The organism is Paenibacillus sp. FSL R5-0749, assembly GCF_038595085.1.
Lineage (GTDB): Bacteria > Bacillota > Bacilli > Paenibacillales > Paenibacillaceae > Paenibacillus.
Genome location: NZ_CP152005.1, coordinates 4,738,442 through 4,751,103 on the forward strand (window position 1 = coordinate 4,738,442; position 12,662 = coordinate 4,751,103).

The following is a 12,662-nucleotide window of genomic DNA, read 5'->3' on the forward strand; positions in this document are numbered from 1 at the left end:
AGGGAAATCAAAGGCTAAAATACGGAGCGGTTGTCAAAAATACATTTCACAACCCGTTCCGTATATTTATACCCTCATATATCCTTCTTTAATACTGAATTTTAGCTTTGCTCCAAGTCTGTTGAAATACGCCCAATTACCAAACCAACTTGGAAAAATCAGCAAATCCTTTCAAGTCGCGATCAATAGCCGCAAGCAAGGCAAGTCGATTCGCACGGACAGCCTCATCTTCAGCCATAACCATGACCGAATCGAAGAATGAGGTAATCCCATCTTTCCAAGCTGATGCAATAGCCAGTGCTTCAGCAGCATCATGCTGAGTCAATGCCTGACGATATTCTGCATTCGTTCTACTCCATGACTCGTGTAGCTGACGCTCTCCATCTTCTGTGAACAGTTCTGGATGTACAGAAGCAGTGGATGCTTTGGCAGCCAGGTTACCCACACGGTTGAACGATTCAACCGTTGTTTTGAATGCGTCTCCTGTCAGAACAGCAGCCATCAACGCTTCACCTTTTGGAACTACAGCACTAATATCATCGAATCCGGAAGAGATTACGGCATCCACTACGTCGTAACGAACGGTTTCAGACAACAATTTTTTCACACGAAGACCAAAGAAGTCTTGCAAGTCTTTACGCACCTCTTCATCTGCACGTTTCAACAGGTTCATCTGTGCATGTACTTGAAGTGCTACTCCGAATACGTCTGACAATGTCAGCGGAAGCTTGTGATCCAGCAAAATCTGTACAATACCTGCAGCCTGACGGCGCAGTGCATACGGATCTTGAGATCCCGTTGGAATGATGTTAATGGAGAAACAACCCACGATTGTATCCATTTTGTCCGCAGCACTCACAATGGCACCGACAAGAGACGCAGGGGATTGATCTCCAGCGAAACGTGGCTGATAGTGTTCAAATACCGCTTTGGCCACTTCTTCTTTTTCACCGGATTTACGAGCGTAATCCTCACCCATCACACCTTGCAGTTCCGGGAATTCACCCACCATCAGTGTCACCAGATCGAATTTGCAGATATCTGCTGAGCGGCTGACCGACTCGGCAACATCAGCGGATACTTGCAATTTAGCAGCAATCCCATCAGCAATTTTGCGAATACGGCGCACTTTATCTCCAACCGTTCCCAGCTCTTCCTGGAAGACGATACTTTCCAGCTTCGACAATGCATCCTTAATCTGTAACTTCTGGTCTTCCTCATAGAAGAACTTGGCATCAGACAGACGTGCACGCAGTACTTTCTCATTCCCTTTTGCAATAACATCCAGTGAATCACTTCCACCGTTACGTACTGTCACGAAGAATGGCAACAATTGTCCTTCATTGTCCAGTACAGGGAAATAACGCTGATGCTCACGCATGGAAGTAATCAATACTTCTTGCGGAATATTCAAGAATGAAGAATCGAATGTCCCGAACAATACGGTAGGTGTTTCCACCAGGAACAGGACTTCCTCTAACAAATCTTCCTTAATCGCAATATCCCATTTCTTCTCACTAGCCAGTGCTTGAATCTGGGATACAATCATCTGTTCACGTTCCTGAATATCTGCAATGACATGCTCTGAACGCAGCACTTCAACGTATGAAGACGGAGTGGAGATCACGGCCTCCTTACCGAGGAAACGATGTCCGCGAGTTACATTACCCGACTTCACACCTGTCACTTCCAGATCGATGACATCACTGCCCAGCATAGCCACAATCCAGCGGATTGGACGTACAAATTTGAAATCATAGGAAGCCCAACGCATGAATTTCGGGAACGTCATGGCATGCAATACAGAAAGCAATCCTTCGCCAATCACAGAAGCCGTCTCCACACCTTTACTGGACTTCATTGCATAGATATATTCGACACCGTTCAGTTCCTTGAATGTGAACTGGTCCGGTTCAACACCTTGACTGCGCGCGAAACCGAGTGCAGCCTTGCTCCAATTGCCACTGTCGTCCAGGGCAATTTTGCGTGAAGGACCTTTTACTTCTTCCTCTATATCTTCCTGCTTATCAGCCACATTCTGGATCAAAACAGCCAGTCGGCGAGGTGTAGCATACGCATTCACTTCACCATAAGCAATGCGGGATGCATCAAGCCATTTCACGACACGCTCTTGCAGCTGTGCAATCGCTGCGCGCATGAAACGTGCGGGTACTTCTTCCAGTCCGATTTCAAACAACAGATCCTTAGACATGCTCGGCTCCCCCTTTCTTGATCAGCGGGAAGCCTAGCTTCTCACGCTCTTCCATATATGTTGCAGCGACTTGGCGAGCCAGATTACGGACACGTGTGATGTAACCCGTACGTTCCGTTACACTGATGGCTCCACGTGCATCCAACAGATTAAATGTGTGGGAACATTTCAACACATAGTCATATGCCGGGAACACCAGATGCTGTGCCATAGCCTTGTTTGCTTCTTCTTCATGCATGTTGAAGAGTGTAAACAGCATTTTGACATCAGATACTTCAAACGTATATTTAGAGTGTTCGAATTCTGGCTGACGGAATACATCACCATAAGTGATACCTTCCACCCACTCCAGATCAAACACATTTTCTTTATCCTGAATGTAAGAAGCCAAACGCTCCATACCATACGTAATTTCAACAGCTACCGGATTTGTCTCAATTCCACCAACCTGTTGGAAATACGTAAATTGCGTAATTTCCATTCCGTCCAACCAAACTTCCCAACCAAGACCTGCACAACCAAGGGAAGGATTCTCCCAGTTATCTTCGACAAACCGAATATCATGTTTGAGCGGATCAATACCCAGGCGCTTCAGACTTTCCAAGTAAATTTCCTGAATATTGTCTGGAGAAGGCTTGATGATTACCTGGAACTGGTGATGCTGGTACAGCCGGTTAGGGTTCTCGCCATAACGTCCGTCCGAAGGACGACGGGAAGGCTCCACATAGGCCACTTTCCAAGGTTCGGGTCCAAGCGAACGCAAAAAGGTCATCGGGTTCATCGTACCTGCCCCTTTTTCCGTATCGTATGGCTGGACAATAATACAGTTATGCTCGGCCCAGAATTGTTGCAGCGTTAGAATCATCTGCTGAAAATTCATAATCATGCTCCTTTTCGATGGTTTGTTGGCAAGCTTAGAACGGTGCAGACAACAATAAATAGCCCCCGTCCTACGCCTGTTGTACAGACGTAGGGACGAGAGCTATTCCCGCGGTTCCACCCTACTTGGCTTGGATCAAACAAGATGATCCTGTTCGTTCCAGCCCACTTTTCCGTGTCCATTCATGCTCCCGAGTGCCGTTTCAAAGACCGATTCAGCCAGGCTTCCACCATCCCCGGCTCGCTCATCCATGATTGCAAGTGTCATACAACGACTTGTCTCCATAAATGCAATAAATCCAGACTTCTACTCTCTCGTTCAATGCATGTCTCATAAAGAGAAATTATATTTCATAATATATAAAATCTAGTATGAAGTCAAGATATAGTTTCACTCCCACAAAAACGCCTCAAATCCCGTACTTCTCCATCTGATCGAGGAAAGAACGGGATTTAAGATTCAGACCAAGCTGATGATCCATAAAAGCACGCATCAGCTTTTTGATCTCATCACGGGTAGACTCACTCACTGATATATTTCCCAAACGCTGCAGATCCAACTGTGCGAACAAACGTAACAATTTCAGAGCCTTTGGACTGACTGACATCGCTGGAGGATCGAAATGTTTGCATGCACGACACAGGACACCACCAAGTCTTGGACTTACAAACAACTGCTCATCCGGTCGCTCCTGATTGCAGGAGATGCACTCGTCAAACTGCGGACCATAACCGGCTGCCTGTAATATCTTCATTTCGTACAGACTTGTTATGACAATCGGATCTTTCTCCTCCTTCAACGCTTGCAAGCACGCCTTCAACTGCTTGAACCAAAAAGCACCTGTCTCTTCATCCTGAAGTACACGATCCAATAGTTCACACGCATAAGAAGCATAAGAGGCCTTGACCAGATCTTCACGCAACTCATGATAGGATTCAACAATTTCTCCAGCGTTCAGTGTGCCTAGACCTGTATTGCGAAAATATACATATTGACCATACGTAAACGGCTGCACCAGTGCAGCATGTCGGCTCTTGGGCTTTTTGGCACCGCGGACGAGTACCCCTACTTTCCCGCCGCTTTCGGTGCAAAGCGTAATGATTTTGTTCCCTTCGCCGTAGTCCATGCTGCGGATGACAATCCCTTCCACCCTGTATAGCATGCCTCGTCACCTAACCATTCCCGAATCAGCCAATTATCCTTCGGCTTCTTCATCTTCAATCACTTCCCTTGCATGATCCGACTCCTGTCCTAACGAGTTACACGCCTCGGTATATAACAAATAGGACTCTACATCCCCCGTCATCGCAAAAACCTTCCACGAAAAATCTCGCATCGGAATTTCATCCTCTCTTCGGAAATGACGTCTGCATCTACCAAATAGGATGGAGTCTTGCAAGGTAAACTATGTGTTGCAATTACTGGATACAAATCCGGTGATTATTCGCGGCCAAAGCCAAGATCACGCAGAACTCGATCCTGATTTCTCCAGTCTTTTTTCACTTTAACCCACAGATCCATGAAAATTTTGGAGCCGAGCAAATTTTGGATATCATGACGAGCTCGTTTACCCACTTCTTTCAAAAGGGCACCCTGCTTCCCGATGATGATTCCTTTTTGCGAATCCCGTTCCACAAAAATGACGGCTGAGATATAAACGACACCGTTATCTTGTACTTTCATATCCTCAATCGTTACCGCGATGGAGTGTGGTACTTCTTCGCGAGTCATCTGCAAAATTTTCTCACGAATCAATTCCGCACATACAAACTGCTCTGGATGGTCAGTAACCTGGTCATCCGGATAGTACTGTGGACCTTCTGGCAAATACTTGCCGAGCTGTTCCAATAAGGTGCTTACATTACTGCCGAGCATGGCAGAAACAGGCACGATTTCAGCGAAATCATGTAACTTGCGATACTCCTCGATAAGAGGAAGCAGCGCTTCCGGCTCGATTTTGTCAATTTTATTCATGACAAGAATGACCGGTGTACGGATATTTTTCAACTGTTCCGCAATATAACGGTCACCGCCACCCATACCTTCCGAAGCGTCAATCAGGAATAGTGCTGCTTCCACTTCTCCAAGCGTGTTCAGAGCAGTCTGATTCATGTAATCGCCCAGTTTGGATTGACGTTTGTGAATCCCCGGGGTATCGAGGAATACGATTTGCTGATGTTCGGATGTGTACACACCATGAATTTTATTACGAGTGGTTTGCGGCTTGTCCGACATGATCGCGATTTTCTGTCCGATCACCTGGTTCATCAGTGTGGATTTACCTACGTTCGGACGTCCAATAATAGCTACAAAACCGGATTTAAATGCTTGTTTTTTCATATGTTCCTCCTCAGGCGCCTAGGCCTGGAATATTGGTTTATTTTTTGGCAGAATTTAGATCAGAAGGCCCAAAAGCCCAAGGTAACAGTTCAGCAACGGTGGTCTCTTGCAGATCACCTTTCATATTCCCCAAGATGACTTTCATATCGGGTTCACACAGCTCGTACATCACCTGACGACATACACCACATGGAGCAATCGGACCATCCGTATCTCCCACAATGGCAATCGCTTTGAAGCTGCGAGGTTTCTGCCCACCTGCGATGGCACTGAACATCGCTGTACGTTCAGCACAGTTGCCTGGAGTATACGCAGCATTCTCAATATTACAACCATGATGCACATGTCCTTCACTGTCAAGCAAAGCTGCACCTACACCAAAATGGGAGTAAGGCGTATATGCCTTCGTACGCGCCTTAATTGCCTCCTGCATGAGCAAATCATTATCCATTAATATTCTCTCCCTTAGGGTGCAATATAAAGTTACTACCTACGAATTAAGTTCAACCAAAGCCAATGTTACACTAGCCACTCCGAGTCCAGAATAACCCTTCGATCGCTGTTATCCCCAGATTTTTTGATTCACTTTTTCAAAGTGAAAATCCGGTGATAAGCATATGCTTCCGATGTAGCTTTCTTTCAGAAAGCTTTTAGGCGAACGCTTCGCTTCTACAGGTTTATTTCTGTCCTCTTCGTTATCGTGTAACGTCTACAAGTTCAACTTAAACAAGGTCTAACTTTATAAAGTTGTGTAGTATTAAAATCACAGAACGAATCAAAATCAGTAAAGACCCAGCCAGCTCATCACCGGCTTAATAAAAACGATACAACCGATGATGACGGCGAATACCGCAGCCAGCAGAACTGCCCCGGCCGCGGTATCCTTCGCCGCTTTTGCCAGCGGATGGATATGGGGATGTGCCAAATCAACTGCAGCCTCTACAGCCGTATTCATCAATTCAGTCACAAGGACCAAAAAGACAGCGGTCAGCACAAACATCCAATCCGTTCTTGAGATTCTGAAAAAAAATCCGGCTACACACATCAAAATAGCCACTCCCGTGTGAACTCTCACATTACGCTGAGTCCGCAACCCATATGCGATTCCTTCCGCAGCATTGCGGAATACCAGACCCCAGGAGCGCCTTTTCATTATCGTGTCAACCCGGCCTGGGCCAATACCGCTTCTTGTTTACCCATCATTTCAGCCTCACTTGCCTCATCCTGATGGTCATATCCGAGAAGGTGTAAAAAACCATGGACAAACAGAAAACCAAGTTCACGTTCAAAAGAGTGTCCATACTCCTCGCTTTGCAGGATGGTCCGTGGTACGGAAATGATGATGTCTCCAAGAACATCCGGCATTTCTTCCATTTCTTCATCTTCGTCAAGCTCATAGATAATATCAAGCTCTTCATCCACCGTTTCGTTCATCGCAAAAGACAATACATCCGTAGGACGGTCAATACCGCGATAATCACGATTCAACTCATGGATCTGTTCATCGTTCACAAAAGTCAGAGCCACTTCCCCGTCTGCAACACCTTCCGCTTCTCCGGCGAGATTCAGCAACTGTTCCAGCATCGCAATCATCGGTTCTGTAATTTCTTTATCCTGTTGTTCATTATTCCATGCCAGATTAAGACTCATTCTTTCATAACTCCTGTCTGCTCAATATTAGAGGTTCTTCAAAAAGTGAAATCAACCCGCTTCGGGTGAAGTCGGCTTTGGTTTCTTAATCTCCTCCGGATATTCTATCCTGGAGTGGAAGATACCCATCACCGTTTCCTTCAATGTTCTGGCGACGATATCCAGTTCGCGCATCGTAAGATCACAATCATTGAATTGATGATCGTCCAATCGTCCTTTAATAATCTTCTCAATCATGGATTCCACTTGCTCCACGGTCGGTTTGCGCAAAGATCTCACAGCAGCCTCCACACTATCGGCAATGCCAACAATAGCAGATTCCTTGGACTGCGCCTTCGGCCCAGGGTAACGGAAATCTTCTTCCGTAAAATCAGGTTCAACTCCCGCTTCTTCCGCCTGACGCAGTGCTTTGTGATAGAAAAAGTGGAGAAAGGTCGTTCCGTGATGCTGTTCCGCAATATCCCGAATAGGTTTAGGCAGCTTGTAATCCTTCTGCATTTCCACCCCATCGCGTGCATGAGCAACAATAATGGATTTGCTCAGTTTTGGATCAATTGAATCATGCGGGTTCTCCATATTGTTCTGATTCTCAATAAAATAGATGGGACGCTTCGTCTTGCCAATATCATGATAATATGAACCCACTCGGCACAGCAATCCGTTAGCTCCAATGGCTTCTGCTGCAGCTTCGGACAGATTCCCCACCATAACGCTGTGATGATAGGTACCCGGTGTCTCCGTAAGCAACTTGCGTAGAAGGGGATGGTTCGGATTAGACAGTTCCACCAGTTTGAGTGCTGACAAGATACCAAACGATGTTTCGAAAAATGGCATCAGCCCAATGACCAGTATGGCTGTCAAAACGCCCCCCGCAAATGCAAACCCAACGCCATACAATGTCGTAGTTCGGTTCCAATCGCCCGAGTCAATCAAAGCCAGGGTGAAGACGGCTATCGACCCGAACAGACAGACCATAATAGCCCCTTTCAGGATCGTAGATCGCTGACTGGCCTTATGGGTAGCGAAAATCGCAACAAACGACACGAGCACGGCGAAGAATCCTAATTCAAAGTCAAAAAGTTGACCCTGATGGGTGTTCAAAATGATGCTGGATAACATACCGATCAAGATCGAACATACAAAGGCAAGTGACGTATCCAGCAGCAGTGCAATTAACATTGCCCCTACCGCAACAGGTGCAAGGAAGCCTACATACGACCTCTCATTGGTTTGAATAATCGCCGTCACATGCATAACCACTATCGTAATAATAAAAATGAGAACAAGCATCAACAGCTGCGCATTATTATATTTGAAATGCGTTCCACTGCATTGCTGAATATACATCAGAATTGCTGCCGACAACAGGCAGGAAAACATAAGAAGACCAAGCTGTGGCCAGTAGTTGACTTCGTTTTTCAGCAAATCATTCTCACCCAGCAAAGTATACATCTCCGGGGTGATCATCTCACCTTTGGCAACTAAGGTGTCCCCTTGCTTGATAAAGACGGTTTGCGTGTTCTCACGTGCCTGAACCTTCGCTTCCTTGGTTCCCTCTTCATCGTAGAAGCGGTTAGCGGTCACTACGAGGCGGGCAAGCTCTTGCACTACCTCACGTTGCGTACGCTTACTAAGAGAGCTGACACTTACCATTTCGGCTACTTTGGCACGGGCAGTGGTTGCATCGCTGATCTGATCCGTCATTAACCGGGAAACAATATCCCTCGCAACTGGTTTCATCTCCTGGATATCATCCGATGTCAGGCGCGAGATTTTAATGTAGGTTTCTTCGGGAATACGGTAACTTTGCTCCTGTACCACATTTCTGATCTCTTCCAACAGAGTCTCGGAGTATGTACCGGCTTTCCGATTATTATTGATATAGTTGGTCACAAAGTCCTTATGACGCTGCGGAATTTCATCCCGATAAATATCAATCTTGTCCTGACTTGAAATCTGATCATCCTGATTCAATCGATCTACACGATCAAGCAGGGTTGTCATCAGATTTTCGTTTCGCATCTGCACGATCTGAAATATCGGCTGTACGCGTTCAGCAGCTTCTTCCTGCGCTTTGAGTGTAGCCTTGTTGTTCGGAATCTGCATGGGCGCAGCAATATCCACTTCACTCCGTGTACCTTCCTGAATATCATACCGCTCAGGGAGCAGCTTGGAAGCCAGACTCACGTAGAAAAGAATCACCAGAAACAAAAACAGAAGATAGCGTGCCCACACGCTATACTTCCATCCTGTAGCCTTATTCTGAAAAGATTTGCCTTTTGACGGTTCCTTCGAGGTCACTTTAGACAATCCCTTTCTATGCTTGATTTTCTGCGGCGTGGTTGTAAGCCACGATAATTTTCTGGACGAGAGAATGCCGCACAACATCTTGCTCGGCAAAATGCACAAATCCGATCTCTTCAACTTCGTTCAAGATCGTATTCGCTTCCACAAGCCCGGATTTCTTACCACGCGGTAAATCAATCTGTGTCACGTCTCCGGTAATAACCATTTTGGATCCAAAACCAAGACGGGTCAGAAACATCTTCATCTGTTCCGGCGTTGTGTTCTGTGCTTCATCGAGAATGATGAACGAGTCATCCAAGGTACGCCCCCGCATGTAGGCGAGTGGTGCAATTTCGATTAACCCACGCTCCAGTGCCTTCGCTGTCTGTTCTTGTCCCATAACGTCATACAGGGCATCGTACAGTGGTCGCAGATACGGGTCTACCTTTTCCTGAAGATCACCTGGCAAAAACCCAAGACTCTCGCCCGCTTCAACCGCAGGCCGTGTAAGTACAATGCGTTTGACGCTGCCCTCTTTGATTGCGGCAACAGCCAGTACAACAGCAAGGTAAGTTTTACCCGTACCGGCAGGACCAATGCCAAATACAATATCACGTTTTTTAATTGTAGTTACATAGTGCTTCTGTCCAATGGTTTTGACACGGATTGGTTTACCTCGGTATGTCGTCGTAATCTCGCCCTTGAACAAGTCCAGTAGCTGGTCTGCCCGCATATCCTTGGCAAGTTCAATTGCATACTTCACATCTCTTTCAGTTAACACATATCCGTTGCGTATCAATTGCAGTAACACATCAAATAATTGTTCAAGCGATTCCACCTGCTGTGTGCTGCCAAAAATCACAATTTCCGCTTCGCGGGATGCAATCTGGGCGGGAATCTCGGATTCAATCAGTTTAAGAAAAGTATCTTGGGGTCCAAAAAGAGATTGACCCTCTCCCGCACTCTGGAGCGAGATTTGTATGCTGCGTGTTTGCTCTGACAAATATCCTCATTCTCCTTGACTATGGACTAGCGGAAGTTCCTCCGCAATGCTTTCTTCTACTTCAAATAAGACTTTCATATAAACTTTACCATTCTCTTTCTTCTCATGCAAAATTTTTTCACTTATAATTTTCGTTCCTTTACCGTTTTTGGCAATAATATCGTTCCTTGCTCCTTCTAATCCTTTCGTTCTGGCCCATTCTATCGTCTGCTGCTCCTCATGCTCTCGAGTCTCCAGATCTTTCTCTGTCAGCCAACCCATCGGGAGTGTGAAGGATCGCCACGTCAATGGTCTGTGACTACTCTCGGTATCAAATGAACTGAACGGTGTACTTCCGTACCCCCACAGTTGGATCGCCCATTTTCCCAGTACCATGTAAAAACGTTCTTTGCTCTCACCTGTCATTGTGTTATGTTTTTGCACCAACGGGACCTCTACCTGATACTCACGCCATACCAGACCACGAACTTCGCCTTTGGCAACGATGGTTTTGGTGTTCTCCTCATCCCCGAGAATCCCCGATATTAATACCTGACCCTTTTTGACACGCATGTCCTTCTGAACAACAGGGCGTCCCTGCTCCGCATAGATTTGAGTGACAACAGCATCTGATTTGCTGATCAGATGTCGGGGATTCAGTAATGGCTCGCGCTTGGGTTGCGCCGATTCCACGACCTGAATGGTAATGGTTGTCCCCTCTTTGCTCACGCCAATCCAGGTTACATCCGGAAGAGCGAGCGCAAGCTGTCTGGAGAGCTTGTCTTGGCTTGGCAAGCGGAACCCCCATTGGAAAGGATATATCCCCTCTTTCTTCGCTGCTGCGAGCACCTCGTCCGTAGGAATGGTAACGTTACCCTTGACCTCTACATCCCATACCATGGATGACAACACAAACAAAGCTGCTACAAAAAACAGCATTCCCCCAAGAAAGAACTTCCTGCGTAATAATCGGGCTGCAAAAAAGGGGAAACCGCTGCGGTGGGTCACTTTCACCCTGCAGCCTGTCCGTTTCAACACAGGACGCAGCCTGAAAAAATGCGGCAGCAGAATGTTCATCTCTGCCACGCGTCCATCGTGAGCACGCAGGTTCCACACTTCCAATCCCTGCTCTGCCACCGTGTTGATCAATGTTTCAATGTCTCCCCCAGTGACCGTGATTCGGACTGCTCCCCGCAGTTTATACAGACTGGGCTGCTTCATCCGTTCCCCTCCACTCCATTCATATGAATATCCAGAATCGTTCCTTCAACAGCTACTTCATCCGGCAAAATGTTACGTATCACCAAGGCAGTTCCTTTGATCTCCAATTGGCCTTGGGAAAGAGCCAACACGATGCGATCCGGGGTGAAATGGATGACACCGCGATGATTCTCTATATACAGTTGCTTACTGCCGATCAGGGTTAACCGTGGCATATCATAAAGCACATCCTGCGGCAGATCCAACACTTCACTGGTCCATCTGCGCAGCTTGCGGCTGATCCGGGTCATTCGAAGGTCTTCCCCCTTCCTCTACAGTTCAACTTATGCGCAGATTCATGAATTTATGAAAATTCCGGGGCGTGTTAGATACGAATGTTGAGAAAAATGGAGAGAACACAGAAAAAGCCGTCTCCGGCGGCTTGATGCTCACCAGAGACGGCTCTATTTCCGTCCAACAGTTTAACTTCTTTACAGTTTCCCTCTTGTACCAAACGGTTGCTTGGAACGGGGCGGACCCAATACTTCTGCCCATATGACGCCCTTACGAATATCTTCAGGACGAAGTTGGGAATTTCCCGAATCACTTGTGTCAACTTGATCCCAACTAGAATCAGACACAACTGGTTTGTTCGAAGGAGAAAAGCGATTTAGCCTTTCATGAATCAAACGTTGTTGCTTTTCAAATTCTTTGTTCTGTTGGTCAAGCGAACGTTCCATTGCTCCACTAAAATCTCGACTACCTACCTCATCTAAGGTACGTGAAGAAGTTACAGGTCCCACATTGGGCTGATTGTGAGGAGCTTCATCATACTGGTTTTCATAAGGTTCATCATACTGATTGTCATAGGTTTCATCGTAACGAGTCTCACCTGCCGCCTCAGTCCGCGAAGATTGCTGCTTAGAGGTCTGCGCGGGCGAACGCGGGGAGTTGCCACTGCCACCGAAGGTTGGCATCCCGTTTCCAGGTCGCTTTTTGTTCGGATCGGCCGATTTGGCCGCTTTTCCCAAGAAGGAAAAGAGGGCAAAGCCAATAACAGCTACAATATACAGATTATTAAAAATCCATTCAAATAGGCCCATATGCACTCA

The 12,662-nt window shown here is 46.6% G+C and carries 14 protein-coding genes; all 14 read right to left on the bottom strand.

Going from position 1 to position 12,662, the window contains the following annotated elements:
• Positions 1–136: 136 nt before the first annotated feature.
• Positions 137–2,212, bottom strand: coding sequence for a glycine--tRNA ligase subunit beta (glyS, locus tag MKY85_RS21200; RefSeq protein ID WP_342570686.1), 2,076 nt, complete (start codon positions 2,210–2,212; stop codon positions 137–139).
• A complete protein-coding gene (glyQ, locus tag MKY85_RS21205; protein ID WP_017687252.1) occupies positions 2,205–3,092 on the bottom strand; it encodes a glycine--tRNA ligase subunit alpha in 888 nt (295 codons plus the stop codon). The genes glyS and glyQ overlap by 8 nt, the downstream gene beginning before the upstream one ends.
• Positions 3,093–3,227: 135 nt before the next feature.
• Positions 3,228–3,359, bottom strand: a complete 132-nt coding sequence (locus MKY85_RS21210) for a hypothetical protein (protein WP_339236014.1) — start codon at positions 3,357–3,359, stop codon at positions 3,228–3,230.
• 142 nt (positions 3,360–3,501) lie between these two features.
• On the bottom strand, positions 3,502–4,254 hold the full coding sequence (recO, locus tag MKY85_RS21215; RefSeq protein ID WP_339236016.1) for a DNA repair protein RecO: 753 nt from the start codon (positions 4,252–4,254) through the stop codon (positions 3,502–3,504).
• A gap of 33 nt (positions 4,255–4,287) precedes the next feature.
• The gene (locus MKY85_RS21220) at positions 4,288–4,428 is read right to left on the bottom strand and encodes a YqzL family protein (protein ID WP_091013993.1); all 141 of its coding nucleotides are present in this window, start codon (positions 4,426–4,428) and stop codon (positions 4,288–4,290) included.
• Positions 4,429–4,532: 104 nt separating this feature from the next.
• A complete protein-coding gene (gene era, locus MKY85_RS21225) occupies positions 4,533–5,432 on the bottom strand; it encodes a GTPase Era (protein ID WP_145151051.1) in 900 nt (299 codons plus the stop codon).
• A gap of 37 nt (positions 5,433–5,469) precedes the next feature.
• On the bottom strand, positions 5,470–5,883 hold the full coding sequence (locus MKY85_RS21230; protein WP_339236019.1) for a cytidine deaminase: 414 nt from the start codon (positions 5,881–5,883) through the stop codon (positions 5,470–5,472).
• 330 nt (positions 5,884–6,213) lie between these two features.
• Positions 6,214–6,585: a diacylglycerol kinase family protein gene (locus MKY85_RS21235; protein ID WP_017687246.1), complete on the bottom strand. Its 372-nt coding sequence runs from the start codon at positions 6,583–6,585 to the stop codon at positions 6,214–6,216.
• Complete coding sequence (gene ybeY / locus MKY85_RS21240; RefSeq protein ID WP_036674804.1) at positions 6,585–7,082, bottom strand: rRNA maturation RNase YbeY; 498 nt, start codon at positions 7,080–7,082, stop codon at positions 6,585–6,587. The genes MKY85_RS21235 and ybeY overlap by 1 nt, the downstream gene beginning before the upstream one ends.
• A 51-nt stretch (positions 7,083–7,133) precedes the next feature.
• On the bottom strand, positions 7,134–9,383 hold the full coding sequence (locus MKY85_RS21245; RefSeq protein ID WP_339236022.1) for an HDIG domain-containing metalloprotein: 2,250 nt from the start codon (positions 9,381–9,383) through the stop codon (positions 7,134–7,136).
• Positions 9,384–9,399: 16 nt separating this feature from the next.
• Positions 9,400–10,371, bottom strand: a complete 972-nt coding sequence (locus MKY85_RS21250) for a PhoH family protein (protein ID WP_339236024.1) — start codon at positions 10,369–10,371, stop codon at positions 9,400–9,402.
• Positions 10,372–10,377: 6 nt separating this feature from the next.
• Complete coding sequence (gene yqfD, locus MKY85_RS21255) at positions 10,378–11,571, bottom strand: sporulation protein YqfD (RefSeq protein ID WP_342570687.1); 1,194 nt, start codon at positions 11,569–11,571, stop codon at positions 10,378–10,380.
• Positions 11,568–11,861: a sporulation protein YqfC gene (gene yqfC, locus MKY85_RS21260; RefSeq protein WP_017687241.1), complete on the bottom strand. Its 294-nt coding sequence runs from the start codon at positions 11,859–11,861 to the stop codon at positions 11,568–11,570. The genes yqfD and yqfC overlap by 4 nt, the downstream gene beginning before the upstream one ends.
• A gap of 180 nt (positions 11,862–12,041) precedes the next feature.
• Positions 12,042–12,653: a hypothetical protein gene (locus tag MKY85_RS21265; RefSeq protein ID WP_342570688.1), complete on the bottom strand. Its 612-nt coding sequence runs from the start codon at positions 12,651–12,653 to the stop codon at positions 12,042–12,044.
• Positions 12,654–12,662 lie beyond the last annotated feature (9 nt).

Excerpts from the sequence above, each read along its gene's own strand:
- glyS (WP_342570686.1), bottom strand. The coding sequence starts at position 2,212 with ATGTCTAAGGATCTGTTGTTTGAAATCGGACTGGAAGAAGTACCCGCA.
- glyQ (WP_017687252.1), bottom strand. The coding sequence starts at position 3,092 with ATGAATTTTCAGCAGATGATTCTAACGCTGCAACAATTCTGGGCCGAG.
- MKY85_RS21210 (WP_339236014.1), bottom strand. The coding sequence starts at position 3,359 with ATGACACTTGCAATCATGGATGAGCGAGCCGGGGATGGTGGAAGCCTG.
- recO (WP_339236016.1), bottom strand. The coding sequence starts at position 4,254 with ATGCTATACAGGGTGGAAGGGATTGTCATCCGCAGCATGGACTACGGC.
- MKY85_RS21220 (WP_091013993.1), bottom strand. The coding sequence starts at position 4,428 with ATGCGAGATTTTTCGTGGAAGGTTTTTGCGATGACGGGGGATGTAGAG.
- era (WP_145151051.1), bottom strand. The coding sequence starts at position 5,432 with ATGAAAAAACAAGCATTTAAATCCGGTTTTGTAGCTATTATTGGACGT.
- MKY85_RS21230 (WP_339236019.1), bottom strand. The coding sequence starts at position 5,883 with ATGGATAATGATTTGCTCATGCAGGAGGCAATTAAGGCGCGTACGAAG.
- MKY85_RS21235 (WP_017687246.1), bottom strand. The coding sequence starts at position 6,585 with ATGAAAAGGCGCTCCTGGGGTCTGGTATTCCGCAATGCTGCGGAAGGA.
- ybeY (WP_036674804.1), bottom strand. The coding sequence starts at position 7,082 with ATGAGTCTTAATCTGGCATGGAATAATGAACAACAGGATAAAGAAATT.
- yqfD (WP_342570687.1), bottom strand. The coding sequence starts at position 11,571 with ATGAAGCAGCCCAGTCTGTATAAACTGCGGGGAGCAGTCCGAATCACG.
- yqfC (WP_017687241.1), bottom strand. The coding sequence starts at position 11,861 with ATGACCCGGATCAGCCGCAAGCTGCGCAGATGGACCAGTGAAGTGTTG.
- MKY85_RS21265 (WP_342570688.1), bottom strand. The coding sequence starts at position 12,653 with ATGGGCCTATTTGAATGGATTTTTAATAATCTGTATATTGTAGCTGTT.